The 12,944-nt window shown below is 35.2% G+C and carries 20 protein-coding genes and 3 pseudogenes; all 23 read right to left on the reverse strand.

Going from position 1 to position 12,944, the window contains the following annotated elements:
- Window positions 1-121: 121 nt before the first annotated feature.
- Entirely contained in the window at window positions 122-925 is an 804-nt protein-coding gene (locus ACWYN3_RS25450; RefSeq protein WP_456216884.1) for a UDP-GlcNAc--UDP-phosphate GlcNAc-1-phosphate transferase, read from the reverse strand.
- Between the two features lie 171 nt (window positions 926-1,096).
- Window positions 1,097-1,822: an NAD-dependent epimerase/dehydratase family protein gene (locus ACWYN3_RS25455; protein ID WP_456216885.1), complete on the reverse strand. Its 726-nt coding sequence runs from the start codon at window positions 1,820-1,822 to the stop codon at window positions 1,097-1,099.
- Window positions 1,819-2,805 carry a hypothetical protein gene (locus ACWYN3_RS25460; protein ID WP_456216886.1) on the reverse strand — a complete coding sequence of 329 codons (987 nt, stop codon included), beginning with the start codon at window positions 2,803-2,805 and terminating at the stop codon, window positions 1,819-1,821. Before ACWYN3_RS25460 ends, ACWYN3_RS25455 begins: the two co-directional genes overlap by 4 nt.
- A 24-nt stretch (window positions 2,806-2,829) precedes the next feature.
- Window positions 2,830-3,069, reverse strand: a complete 240-nt coding sequence (locus ACWYN3_RS25465; RefSeq protein ID WP_456216887.1) for a hypothetical protein — start codon at window positions 3,067-3,069, stop codon at window positions 2,830-2,832.
- Window positions 3,070-3,131: 62 nt separating this feature from the next.
- Entirely contained in the window at window positions 3,132-3,668 is a 537-nt protein-coding gene (locus ACWYN3_RS25470) for an NAD-dependent epimerase/dehydratase family protein (RefSeq protein ID WP_456216888.1), read from the reverse strand.
- Entirely contained in the window at window positions 3,580-3,948 is a 369-nt protein-coding gene (locus ACWYN3_RS25475) for an NAD-dependent epimerase/dehydratase family protein (RefSeq protein WP_456216889.1), read from the reverse strand. Before ACWYN3_RS25475 ends, ACWYN3_RS25470 begins: the two co-directional genes overlap by 89 nt.
- A 12-nt stretch (window positions 3,949-3,960) precedes the next feature.
- The gene (locus tag ACWYN3_RS25480) at window positions 3,961-4,119 is read right to left on the reverse strand and encodes a hypothetical protein (RefSeq protein ID WP_456216890.1); all 159 of its coding nucleotides are present in this window, start codon (window positions 4,117-4,119) and stop codon (window positions 3,961-3,963) included.
- Window positions 4,083-4,538, reverse strand: a complete 456-nt coding sequence (locus ACWYN3_RS25485) for an acyltransferase (RefSeq protein WP_456216891.1) — start codon at window positions 4,536-4,538, stop codon at window positions 4,083-4,085. Before ACWYN3_RS25485 ends, ACWYN3_RS25480 begins: the two co-directional genes overlap by 37 nt.
- A 115-nt stretch (window positions 4,539-4,653) precedes the next feature.
- Window positions 4,654-5,394, reverse strand: a complete 741-nt coding sequence (locus ACWYN3_RS25490; RefSeq protein WP_456216892.1) for a glycosyltransferase family 2 protein — start codon at window positions 5,392-5,394, stop codon at window positions 4,654-4,656.
- 12 nt (window positions 5,395-5,406) lie between these two features.
- A complete protein-coding gene (locus ACWYN3_RS25495; RefSeq protein ID WP_456216893.1) occupies window positions 5,407-5,679 on the reverse strand; it encodes an EpsG family protein in 273 nt (90 codons plus the stop codon).
- A complete protein-coding gene (locus ACWYN3_RS25500) occupies window positions 5,582-6,160 on the reverse strand; it encodes an EpsG family protein (RefSeq protein WP_456216894.1) in 579 nt (192 codons plus the stop codon). Before ACWYN3_RS25500 ends, ACWYN3_RS25495 begins: the two co-directional genes overlap by 98 nt.
- Window positions 6,145-6,456 carry an EpsG family protein gene (locus tag ACWYN3_RS25505; RefSeq protein ID WP_456216895.1) on the reverse strand — a complete coding sequence of 104 codons (312 nt, stop codon included), beginning with the start codon at window positions 6,454-6,456 and terminating at the stop codon, window positions 6,145-6,147. Before ACWYN3_RS25505 ends, ACWYN3_RS25500 begins: the two co-directional genes overlap by 16 nt.
- Window positions 6,457-6,627: 171 nt before the next feature.
- Window positions 6,628-7,638 (reverse strand): annotated as a pseudogene (locus ACWYN3_RS25510) (hypothetical protein); the annotation flags it as partial.
- A 42-nt stretch (window positions 7,639-7,680) separates the two neighbouring features.
- A complete protein-coding gene (locus tag ACWYN3_RS25515) occupies window positions 7,681-8,592 on the reverse strand; it encodes a lipopolysaccharide biosynthesis protein (protein ID WP_456216896.1) in 912 nt (303 codons plus the stop codon).
- A 1-nt stretch (window position 8,593) separates the two neighbouring features.
- Complete coding sequence (locus tag ACWYN3_RS25520; RefSeq protein WP_456216897.1) at window positions 8,594-9,037, reverse strand: hypothetical protein; 444 nt, start codon at window positions 9,035-9,037, stop codon at window positions 8,594-8,596.
- A gap of 146 nt (window positions 9,038-9,183) precedes the next feature.
- Entirely contained in the window at window positions 9,184-9,663 is a 480-nt protein-coding gene (locus ACWYN3_RS25525; RefSeq protein ID WP_456216898.1) for a GNAT family N-acetyltransferase, read from the reverse strand.
- An 8-nt stretch (window positions 9,664-9,671) separates the two neighbouring features.
- Window positions 9,672-10,178 carry a DegT/DnrJ/EryC1/StrS family aminotransferase gene (locus tag ACWYN3_RS25530; protein ID WP_456223149.1) on the reverse strand — a complete coding sequence of 169 codons (507 nt, stop codon included), beginning with the start codon at window positions 10,176-10,178 and terminating at the stop codon, window positions 9,672-9,674.
- The gene (locus tag ACWYN3_RS25535) at window positions 10,162-10,647 is read right to left on the reverse strand and encodes an aminotransferase class V-fold PLP-dependent enzyme (protein WP_456216899.1); all 486 of its coding nucleotides are present in this window, start codon (window positions 10,645-10,647) and stop codon (window positions 10,162-10,164) included. Before ACWYN3_RS25535 ends, ACWYN3_RS25530 begins: the two co-directional genes overlap by 17 nt.
- Before the next feature lie 155 nt (window positions 10,648-10,802).
- Window positions 10,803-11,537, reverse strand: a complete 735-nt coding sequence (locus tag ACWYN3_RS25540) for a DegT/DnrJ/EryC1/StrS family aminotransferase (protein ID WP_456216900.1) — start codon at window positions 11,535-11,537, stop codon at window positions 10,803-10,805.
- A 26-nt stretch (window positions 11,538-11,563) separates the two neighbouring features.
- Window positions 11,564-11,869, reverse strand: coding sequence for a DegT/DnrJ/EryC1/StrS family aminotransferase (locus ACWYN3_RS25545; protein ID WP_456216901.1), 306 nt, complete (start codon window positions 11,867-11,869; stop codon window positions 11,564-11,566).
- Between the two features lie 2 nt (window positions 11,870-11,871).
- Window positions 11,872-12,081: a hypothetical protein gene (locus ACWYN3_RS25550; RefSeq protein ID WP_456223150.1), complete on the reverse strand. Its 210-nt coding sequence runs from the start codon at window positions 12,079-12,081 to the stop codon at window positions 11,872-11,874.
- A 15-nt stretch (window positions 12,082-12,096) separates the two neighbouring features.
- Window positions 12,097-12,183, reverse strand: a pseudogene (locus ACWYN3_RS25555) (polysaccharide biosynthesis protein); the annotation flags it as partial.
- Window positions 12,146-12,918: pseudogene (locus ACWYN3_RS25560) on the reverse strand (polysaccharide biosynthesis protein). The pseudogenes ACWYN3_RS25555 and ACWYN3_RS25560, both read right to left, overlap by 38 nt.
- Window positions 12,919-12,944: the final 26 nt, after the last annotated feature.

The following is a 12,944-nucleotide window of genomic DNA, read 5'->3' on the forward strand; positions in this document are numbered from 1 at the left end:
AACAGAACAAAAATCAAAGTACTGCTGCATAATAGAATCATACCAAGAAGGATTGAAGAGCCCAATAAATTAATGACTAGCAAATTAACCACTAATTGTACTACGGCATAAATTATGGATATTAACAGATGAGTTTTTTTCCTCTCTCATTCGTCCAGTATTGATAAAAATGAGCTCTGTGTGCCTCAAAGATATTTTCTCTCCGGATTAATCTAAAAATAATGGTGGTAACTGCATCAAGACCATAAATCATCAGCAGTAGCAGATAGTTGAAATTTTCAGTTTTAATAATCAACTGTAACAACAGGAAAAGTATAATGAAAGCAATACTTACACTACCAACATCGCCAGCAAAACATTTTGCTTTTTTCCTAAAATTGAAATAGTTAAAGACAAGTAAAGACAAAGAGATTGTCAGCAGGAGTTCTTTTGATGTAAATGGCACTACATATTCATTTATACAATAAAAGGTAAACAGGGCAACTAAACTATAAGCCCCCGTTATTCCATTTATACCATCCATAAAGTTATAGGCATTTATGGTTCCTATAACAAACACTGCAGCCATAATCAACCAGTACCATGGCAGACCAAACAGCCCTAACTGACAAAACATAAGACCTACTGAGACCAAATGTACAGTTAACCTGATTTTATTGTTGAGGGTTAAAATATCATCCAAAAAACTGATTAGCGAGATAAAGAACAGCCCAGCTATGAAATAGGGATATTGAAACTGATATAAACAAAAAAACAATATGGCAGAAATACCGAAAATAATACCTCCGCCACGTATGGTCAGCGCAGTATGTGAACTCCGGCTATTAGGTTTGTCTATGATATTAAAATGATCAGCAATCTTAAAATAGAGTAACTCCAGAATAAAGAGTGCAAGCAGGATTATAAGTATATTGATAACTGACATATTTATTATTTTATCTTGAAATCGTTCAAGACCTGGCTAGGGTTCCAACCTAATAGCTGCCGGGCTTTTGAATCATCAAATGTAAGATCAGAGGTTTTTTTTTTTTTAATTTACTAGTATTAATTGGCGATCTGGCCCCTATAAGATCACCTAATCCCGCAATTATCCGAGCTAAAGATCCCGGGAGATTAGATGGTTTACCTTTACCCAGCAAACAGCAATATTATCGGCAAGCTCTGCAAATGAAGGATCATAGCCATCGGTAAGATTATAAATTCCACCGATTTCTGCTGTCTTTAATAAAATTTCGGTCACATCTGTTGCCAGAACGATACTCTTTTTCGCTTTACCTCCTGCAATATTCAAATAATATCCCTTTTTAATACCGTTAATCATCGCTCCCAGATTACCTGGAGGATTGGTTCCGGCAATTAAAGGCAGTCTGAGAATAGCACAAACTACATTGTTCTTCGTACACCAATCCTGAACTAGTTCTTCGGCAGTAATTTTACTTTTACCATAGGGATCTACAGCATTTAATGGAGCATCCTCGTTAATATTTTCGCCCGACTCCAGTCCATAAACAGCAACGCTGCTTATAAAAACAAATGAAGCGGGTAATTGCTCAGCATTACTCAAAGCTGTAAGTAGGTTAATAGTCCCTTTTACATTTACGTTATAAAACTCCTGGATCTCAGCTTCTGTTTTTGGGACAGAAGAATGCGCTTTTCCAGCTGCATGAACAACAATATCAACTTTTGGAATTGCTGGAATCTGCTGAGATAGGTCACAAACGACATCCTCTGCTGCCGAACGCCCTAATGTAATAATCCTCTTTTGATATTTTAATCGGATTATCTTTCCTAAAAACCCTGAGGCTCCTGTTAATAACATCATACTAATTCAAATATTTCACTCGTCCAACCACCAATACTATATTTAAACATTGTACCTGAATCTGAGGGCAGAAATGGCGACTCAAAAAAAGCACCGTCTATTTTTGGATTTTCCCTGTCAATAAGTAATATATTGGCTTCATTATAAAAATCATATTTCAATATATCCTTATTTGTTGTTACCAATTTACGCTGTACTCCAAGGGTTTCTAAAGTACGCATAGTCAACCCAATCTGATTTGGATGGTTGATATCCAGTACAACTTTAGATTCAGACATAAAACCCGATATATCACTATGACTTAAAGACTTAAATGAAACATCCTTATATTTCACCAGCTTAAACGACCGGTCAAATAATCTCTTAAACAGGAATAAGAGTTTACTGCTTAAATAAAAATAAAGCTTAAAATTTTTAATGCCATTAGCATCCAGGAGCTTTTTCACAAACGTATACCTGTCACTATGCGCAGTTCCTACAAATAAGAAATCATAGTGAATTTCTTTTGTTTCTTTCTGACTATAGGCATCAGTATAGAATAATGGCCTGAGTTTTAATCCATATTTTGCGGCATCATGAGGATCAAAAGTAAACTTCGAAGTAAACAATGGCAGTAGCTCCAAATTCTGCTTTCTGTTCTTAAAAGAATCCCACATATAAAGAATACTTTTTGCTTTAGGGAAAGCCTCTTTTAATTTCGATAAACTTTCGAAAGATATTGACTCGGGATTTACAAAAAATAAATAATCAAATTCTTCTCCGCCTACCTGTTTTAGAATATTTTGATAATAAATATTAATCTTATTCTTCAGGAAATTCTTATTGATACGGATAAGACTTTTAGATAAAAAATCATTGGAAGGCCTATCATCAAACCATATAACTTTTGCCCCTAATCCTTCTAATACCGATTTAATTTCTTTTTCATAATTAAAGAATACCGGACAAAATAACAGAACTGACTTTCCCTTTAAATCCTTCATATTATTTATAAAGTCCCTTAGCCTTCATTTTTCATCTATTGATAATTGATAATTATCTTTTTCCACTGCCTGTAAGTTTACCCAATCTGTAAATTTTGCGATACCTTCTTTAAAAGAATATTTAGGTATAAAACCCAATTTGCCCTCAATTTTAGTTAAATCGGCAAAGTTATGACGGATATCCCCAATTCTGTAATTACCACTGATATTAATTGGAACTTCAACGTTGTAATTTCCAACCAGAGTTTCTGCTACAGTGATCACACTAGTCGGTACCCCAGTACCTACATTAAATACTTCTCCGTTAGCTTCTGTTTTTTCAATACCTAAAATAGTGCATCAACAACATCATCAATGAATACAAAATCGCGGGTTTCTCTGCCGTCTTCAAAGATATTGATACTGTTTCCATTCTTTATCTGCGTAGAGAAGATAGATAAAATACCAGTATATGGATTTTTTAACGACTGACCAGGACCGTAAACATTCTGATAGCGGAAAGCAACTGGAGCGATACCAATTGTAGGACAAACAGTCATAATCATTTGTTCCTGGTTTTGTTTCGTAATACCATAAACAGATGAGGGGTGAATTTTGGATTCTTCATCAGTTGCTACTAATTCAAGTGGCTGATTACACCCTGGATATTTAACGGAAAAGTCTCCCTTATCCATAAACTCAGAAGTTCTGTGTTCCGGGTAAACAAAGCCAAGTTCAGCACTTTTATATTTCCCTTCCCCATAAATAGATCTCGAAGAGGCAACTACGATCTTCTTAACCTGATGATTTGTATTTGCTAACAGATCTAATAAAATGGCTGTACCATTTATATTTACATCTACATACATTTTTTTGAATTGCATACATCGATTGTCCTGTACCGGTCTCTGCTGCATAATGAACAATAATATCCTGTCCAACAAGTGCTTTTTCCCAATCTTGTTTAGAGGTAACAGTACCGTGGATAAATTTCACCTTCTCTTTTATACTTTGATACAAAGGGGAGGTTAATTCCGGTTCGTCACCATGTATTTGAGGAGACAAATTATCAAGAACCGTTATTTCGTACCCTTTTTCTATAAGCCTTAAGGCCAAATTACTTCCAATAAATCCGGCACCCCCGGTAATTAAAACTTTCTTCATAATTTAAATTTCTTAATTGATAAAAGACCCGTCAGGATTAGTTTTCCTCCAAATCTGGTTTTGCTGATCATAGCGTTTGATTACTTTTGCTGGCACACCTGCGATAATAGAATAGTCTTCAAAATTACCTCTGACTACCGCATTAGCACCAACAACGCACTGCTTGCCCAAAATTGTGCCAGCCTGGATACATGCCCTATTCCGATGTAACAATTTTCACCAATCACGGTATCTTTTAGTATATATTTCTGCTTCAGAATGTGTACACCTATTTCTTCATAGTCATGATCAATATTTGTAATAAATACGTTAGCTAATATGGTTGTTCCCTTACCAATGGTTAAATTCTTACCAGAGGTTATATGCACATTCTGTGCAATAGCAACATCATCCCCTATTTCGATACTGGCATCCAGACCATGAACCTCCATACGGACATGAGGAAATATCCGAACCTTTTTTCCTATAAATATCTTTTTTACCCCAATCAGAATAATAGGTTTACCGATATAGGATGGAGACTGAAACCTGCCGAAAAAAAAAATCTTATAAATAATTGCTCTGATGAACCACGCAAATTTAAAATACATATTAAGCCGATTTATTTGTTCTTAATTTAACAATCAAACATCTTCTCCAGTACTTTAGGTTTGAATATAGCTTATAAAGATGAACCTCAATAAAATTAAGATATCCCAATAACTATTACATTTCCTGTATATTGTTAAGCTCTCCCTTTTGCATCCCGCTTAAATTACCAGATAAACCACTATGGCCAAATAATGGCTTCATACCACCGGCAATGGCAAGATTTTCATTGATGATGAGCATCTTATAATGCTGGCTTATTCTTAACCATAAATTACCATCTTCCGCATATCTTTGTTTTTCATCATAATAACCAGTTTTCTCAAAGATGACCTTTCTAAACATAGAAGTAATAGTAGACGGCGCCATCTTGATCATTAATTGTCTGAAGCTAACCTCTATCAGATCATCTTTAACAGTGTAAGGAAAACCCAGTGATAAATTATTATGTAGCGTACCGATAAAAAACACGTCGGGGTTCGCTTCAAGTATTTTAATCTGTTTTTCCAGTTTGGTAGGTAACCACACATCATCAGAATCTATCAATGCAATCAGCTCGCAGTTAGCAGCCCTGATTCCAACATTTCTCGCAGTGGAGACACCTTTATTTTCCTGATGAATTAACGTAACACTAATCCCTGAATTGACATTTTCAGCGATGAACTGTTCAACCTGGGCAACACTATCATCCTCTGAGCCATCATTTACAATGATAACCTCAAAGTCCTTAAATGTTTGCTGAAAAACAGATTCAAGTGTACTTTTAATAGTGCTGGCAGCATTATACAAAGGAATGATTACGGATACTTTCATTTTTAACATATCATTATTATCAGGAAACTTTCTATTTGTTTCCATCCGGTTTAAATTTTAATCAAATACACTTCTATATGGAATCATCTTTGGTCCACCATAATCTTCAGCGTCAATGTCATTTTTTAATGCAGATACAAACATCGCTATATAATAGAGGTATACAACAAACAATACAACTACCCGCGTACGCTTACTGAACAAGTAGACAAACTCAGCTATTAATACTATTTCAAAAATCCTGAAATAGTAAGCCAGTCTGGTTAAAATCAGTAAAGAAGAAAACGTATTCAGTAATAAAATTCCCAAGAACGGTAAACGCAATAACATACTTATTGGTTTCCGTTTTTCTAACAAGTTTGTAATAAAATACCAGTTGAGTAATTAAAAAGGTATTCAACACAATCAGTTTAAGAAAATTCACGCTTTCTCCTTCAATATAAGACTCATACTGTCCACCGCCTAAAACCAAAGTAAGCACACTGGTAAGCTCTAATTTTGCAATAACTAAAGATACCCCGATAGCTAAAAAATAATGCCATACCTTAACTCTATCAGCGAATTTCCAAACTAAAAGATGGCCCAGCATAATTAAAGCGCAAGAATAATGAAAAGAGGTTCCCAACGCTATCAGCAGGAAGTATTTTAAATATTTCTTTTCTGCAAGAAAATGAAAAGCATAAAAAGTAATCACAATAGCAAGCTCCTGTCTGATTATGCTCAATGTATTAAGATACAGACCAGGTATCAGCATAAATACGATTAATGCAATACTGGTATGAGTTGTATACTTCTTTATACCCGCATACACAGGATAATGAAAGTTGACAGAGAAAACAGAAAGAACATGACGTGAGAATCCGCTCCAAAAAAACGGAGAGTCTGCATCAAAAGTCTAAATCCAGGCTCATACTTATAATCAAAGTATGCACTTTGATAGGAATCTGTATAGCTTTTAAAATCGTATCCGGTATAATCTCTTAAACCAGAGACTAAAATAATAATTACCAGCCCTGTTATCTCAAAAAAATTATACTTACTATCAATGAAGTAATTTGATAATAGCAGTATAGAGATAATAACAATGTAAGTAATATAAAATAACATAGAATTATTTTAGTATACCGGATAGAAAAGAATCATCTTCATTTTTAAACTGCTTTTTAGTTTCTTCCTCCAATAAAGTTAAGGCTGTTCCTATATCTTCAGCATCAATTCTTTTAAGATTCAACAAGTTATGTACATTAAAATAAACAGCATATACTTTAACCCAGTATTTCAGTTTGTTAACCTTATATTGAGACCATACTTCTTCATGTTTTGTTTAAGTTCAACTATTTCTTCTGCTGAATAAGTCTCCTTTAAAAACTCCTCAAAATGAGCCCCCAATTCCGGAAATTCAACTAAATACTCAGCGTATATTTTTGGTATGTTCAATTTACTTATAAAACTACTGTTCCCGGTCTTTTTTAAGGCCTGAATAGCAGACTCTGGCCAGATAGTCTGACCCGTTACGTATTTCGGCAGGCACTTGGACCAATTCTTAACAGTATCCTTTGGTAAAAAATCCGGTTCATCTTCGATCCTAAAATGCGATTTCCGGACTCCGCTTTTTCCGGCAAAACTTGTTCCCGAAGCACCTGCAATAATTAAAGGGTACTCTAATACAAAATGTTTTTTAGAAAAAAAGGATAAACCGACTGCACTGGACATATCAGCTACGGGCCCAGGAAAATAAGTCCCTGCCTTTTCTTTCAGATTGTTCAGAATTTCTCTGGAAACAATCCCATGATATACCCTTGTAATGCCATTAATCCTTAAAGCACCATCCTCAAGTAATGCCTCCAGAGATTCCAGTGGACTGCTTTCCTGAATAGCTCCTGAAAAATTCCGATACAATAACATTCCTGCTAAAGATTTCTTTTTTCCAGAATTTCCAAATCTGTATTCAGGCCAGCAGTAAGACCCATGCGCGCAATTTAAGGAATCAACCTTATTGGTTTTCATCCATTTAACAACATCAATTGATTGAGAGATAATTCCATCATCATCACCCAAAAAGCAAATAAATTCACCGGAAGAATGCTCAATCGCTCTCGAAGTACTATCTGTTACAGATAATGCTTCAGTACCGATATGGAAATATTTGAGTCTGGAATCCTCTTTATATTGGTCAAGAAATGAAATGAATGATTCGTTGTTAGTCGTATTATCGTTTACAATAATTTCAAAATCCTTACTGTCCCATGTCATTAGCTTACCTACTAAATTACTCAGAGTTCTATATCTGTCCTTGGTAGGATATTATTATACTTAAAAGTGGGTTCATAATTACAATTCTTTTTCTCGTTTTAACATTAAAAAAATCTGCTTAATCTTAATAAATGGAACACATATTAGAATTACGACAGTAAAAGTGATCAGGGTTGCAAGGGATATTTGTACCAGTGTAAATATCTTTCCCTGGAAATGATCCATAAAAAGAAGTGACAGGCCATATGCAGTCGCAATAGCAACTGCTGCAGGAAGAATAAGCTGCCTGAAAAATAATTTCATGAAAGAAATTTCCTTTAGAAATTTATTGACAACAAAATATAGGAAAATAGGTGTTGTAACCGTCTGTATGATACACCAGGTTATTGCCGCCCCCTTTGGTCCATAAATTGAGACACTCAACCAATATGCCGGCACCGATACAAAAAGACTTAAAAGACCAATAACATTATTAATTTTTGTGTGACCGTTTGCAATAACGATATCAAAAGGGACAACCTGCATTGCAAGCATAGCTGTTCCCAAAGTAGAAAAAAAGATATAATTTGAAGAGGACAAAGCAACAGTCTTATTATTAGTCCAGACATAAATTAAATCAGTGGAGAAGAACATCAAAATGCCTCCCAAAACAAAAACCAACACAGAAACTATTAGAAAAACGGATTCAAAAAGATCACTTGCCTCCTCAGTTTTTTTAATAGAATATAATGAAGTAAAATGGGGTAATAATGCCACTGAGATTGGCGAAACTATTACAACCAAAACCTGGGACAGGGAAATAGCAATATTATAAAATCCCAATTCTGAAATAGGCAGGAACTTACTAATAGCAATCTTATCTAACTGGGTATTAACAGCTGCTACTATAGATATTAACAGCATACCACCTGCAAATCTGCCAACATTTTTCAATAATTTCTTATTGAAGACAAACTTAGTTCCGACATCAGCATTAATACTCAGGAGCAATTTATACCTCAGCCAAAAAACATATATCAGGGTAACCAGTAATTGCCAGGTAAAAAAAAATAACTAATGATGGCTTATAATAGATAACCAGTAAAACGATACCATTTTTAAAAATCCCCCAAATGATCTGGTACTTATTTGCCTCCACTTGTCTTTGCAGACCAATTAATCCGCCCAAATAGAAATTCCCAAGCAATTGTAATGCTATACAGACCCCAAAAACACGTAAAGCATTTGAAACATAATCAATATCGAGGGTTGAGAGGGTAATCCAACGGGAAGCGATCAGCTTGGAAGAGAATAAAATAATAAAACTGAAGGTTATTGCAACTGCCCAATAAACAGTTTCAAGCGTATTCAGCGTTTCTTTTTTATTGTCCTGATTATCTTTTTTAGCAAACTCTCTTGATAAGGTTGCAGTCAGACTCGCAGCCATTACACTCATAACACCAATTAGAATCAATGAAAAGCTAATAACCGAATATGCTTCCATTCCGAGCATACTCATATAAAAGGGAATAAAAAGGTAATTGGACAAGATACTCCAAAACCGGCCAATTATATTGGCAATAATGTTCTTAAACATATTTATTAAAATAGTCTATCAGCATACACCATGGATTCAAGAGGCAAATCTATATTAAAAACCATCGTTTCAAATTGGGCTTTTTCTATATTAGGAAACGCAATTTTTTCTTTACCAACTGTAGTCCAGTTGTATTTCATATAAAATTCAAGAAGACCACTGTTACAAAACAGAATCCCCAAAGCATGTCTATTCTTGATGTAGCTATTAACTTCCTTCATCAAAATACCCCCATATCCTTTTCCTGTACTGGCAGCACAAACGTTACCTATTCCCAGACCTTCTTTCCTTGCTCCATTGAGAATGAATTCAACATTCACCAGATTCATATAGGCACATAAAACACCCTCATCAAAAAGTAAAATATGATAATCCGTGCTTAATAGATTCTCTGCGATCCATTTTTGTTGCGCTTCAATAGGATATGGCCAGGCAATAGCCTTAATCTGACAGATATCGGCTAACAATTCCTGATCTGCATGCATTCCCGTGACTAATAATCTTTACTTCCAACATTTTGTAACTGATTTTTACTTACCCACCATCCACTTGGCAGTGCAAGGTGCCGGCTGACAAATTCACTTACTCCTTTTAATTCTATACCATTCCCAAACGCAGAATAGATATTATTATTTATATGTATACCACTTGCATAATAACCTTCACCTCTAAAGTATTCCAGCATTTGATTCTTCTGGTCAGTCAGGATACTAAATACCCAGTAATTTGGATTGATATTTTTTCTGTCACCTAATATCTGTACAGGTCTGTCGCCCTGCTGAAAATATTTCTTCCAGTTTTCAGCATTGACTCTCTGCATACTTAAGAGGTTGGGTAAATCAGCCATTTGCTGATGACCGATATAAGCATTAACATCACTTAATAATGCGCCATAACCTTCAATTTCGATATCAGACTCCGCACTTATTTCATTATTTGAATCCCTGAATTTTGAGCGGTCTATTCCATAATCTCTTATTCGGCTAGCTAGCCTTAATATGTAATTCCGGGTCTTTAAAAGTTATTCCACCACCATCAATTGTGTTAGGTAACCTTACAGTTTGAAAAGAATAAATGGCAACATCCGAACCCGTGTCACCAATAATCCTGCCTTTATATTCTGACCCAAACGCTTCAATACAATCGTCAATTACGAATAGTCCGTTTTCTTTTCCTATTTGATTAATCTCATCAATGTACCCTGGAATTCCGCAGTGATGGTTATGGAATATAGCCCTGGTTTTTGGAGTAATACTTTTTCTTACAGCATCAGGATCGAGTGTTCCTGTCAATGGATCAATATCTACCCATTTAACTTTTAAACCCCTGTTTAAAAATGGTTGATTAGAAGCCAGACAACTCATGGGAGAAGCCAGAACCTCATCACCTGCTTTAAGATCTAAAGTTGCCAGCAGAACCAGCATTGCGCTATTAAAAGAATTGGTTGCCAATAGATGATCAACCGTCAAATACTCCTTTAGCTGGCTTCAAATGCTTTTGCCCATTTACCATAGGCTAATGCTCCTGAATGCAAAATAGTACTCAGCTGACCCAGATCTTCTGGCATAAAGGGTTTAAAAATTGGGATCATCAGATTACCAGCCTTGCTTAATTATATCAACAATCAGTTCTCTGTCTTCATTTGTGACCCACCAGCCACAAGGAATATGAACCATTTTTTTTTTTTATAGAAGTCGTTCAGTACAGGAAGTTCAATATTATGATCATTCAGATAACTGTGCCAGTCGTTACGTTTATGCAACTCAGAAGCCATTATATTATGCTCAGCAAGTTTTTTGATGAATCCATCACGATTATCAACTTTCATTGTATATAACCAATAAGAAGGCTTACTGCCAGGGTAATATTTCAGTAAATCAAGACCTGGAATATTAACCAGCGATTGGTCAAAGAAAATACCATTGTCGACATGTTTATCTACAATCCCTGCGATAGATGCCAGCTGTACAAGACCAACAGTTGCATTCACATTATTCATGTGGTATTTATAGCCTTGAAACTGAATATCATTTTCAAGTCTTGTCTTACTTTTATCAAGCCCAAACCATCTGATTACTTTTCCCTTTTCGTAATCAGCTTCTGATGACAATTGTAACATTCCACCATCAATAGTTGTTAAATGCTTTATTGCCTGAAATGAGAACACAGTATAAGGGAAATGTCCTCCGGTTTTTATCTGATTAAATGTGGCCCCCAAAGCATGAGCTGCATCTTCTATGACCGGAATATTGTATTTTTTTGAAATCGCTTGTATTGTAGGCACATTAACAGGAATTCCTGCATAATCGACAACAATTATGGCTTTGGTTTTTTCGTTAATACTATTCTCAATAGACACAGGGTCAACATTACCAGTATTAGGATCTATATCTGCATAACGTATCGTCGCCCCCCCATCATCTTGATAGATGTATTAGTAGGTTCTGCAGTTAATGCAGTACTAATTACTTCATCTCCTTCTTTGACACCGCATAATATCAAGGCAATATGAAGTGCAGCCGTTCCTGAATTAAGAGATAAAGAATATCCTGATCCTATATACTTCTCAAATTCGCGTTCAAATTCATCTACCTTTTTACCTTGTGCCACATAGCCACTATATAAAACTTCTTCCAGTGCCGGCATTAAAATATCCCTTGGTGGAATACTTGTTTGTACTAATGGGATCATATCTAGTTGTTTAATCTAAGTTCATCCTGAACATAGTCTAGTGTTAAAAGTAATTTTTTCAATTCTGGCACATCTAATAAATTAGTGTTATGAGAATTATAATCTTCATCCATAAGACCTGGCCCATCCTCCTGAACATACTTAGTATAGTTTAAGTCTCTGAAATCTGCAGGAACTCTATAAAAATCACCCATATCGACAGCTTTTGCCAATTCTTCATTACCGCACAAGGTTTCATAAAGTTTTTCTCCGTGTCTCGGTCCAATAATCTTGATCTCATTGTCTGCATTGAAGAGTTCCTTTAACGCACGCAACAGCTAAACTAAGAATTGTGGCAGCTGGTGCTTTCTGAACAAAAATATCACCAGGTTGCGCATGCTCAAAGGCAAACATCACCAGTGAAACCGAATCGTCTAATGACATCATGAAACGACTCATATCTGGATTTGTGATAGTCAGAGCCTGACCTTCTTTAATCTGCTTGATGAATAAAGGAATAATCGATCCTCTGGAACACATTACATTACCATATCGTGTCGTACAAAAAATTGCACCATTAGCCGAAACTTTAGAATCACGAGCCTTAGAAATACACAATTTTTCCATCAAAGCCTTAGTCATACCCATTGTATTAATTGGATAAACTGCCTTGTCCGTACTCAATACAACAACCCGTTTAACATTATTTCTGGCCGCTGCTTCTAAAACATTTTCAGCACCTAAAATATTTGTTTTAATTGCTTGTAAAGGATAAAATTCGCATGAAGGAACTTGTTTTAATGCTCCGGCATGGAACAAATAATCCACTCTCCATCCATAGCAGAATTTATGCTGTCAAAATCACGTATATCACCAACAATAAAATTTAATTTATCATTTTTAAACTCAATACGCATGTCTTCCTGCTTTTTCTCATCTCTGCTAAAAATCCTTATTTCCTTCAAATCAGAATGTAAAAACTTTTTAAGCACAGCATTACCGAATGATCCTGTTCCTCCAGTAATCATTAATACTTTATCTTTGAAAATTTCAGAAAAATTAGAACTCATATTTTTTTATTTTTTATTTATAACCG

This window comes from Pedobacter sp. NJ-S-72 (assembly GCF_053890575.1).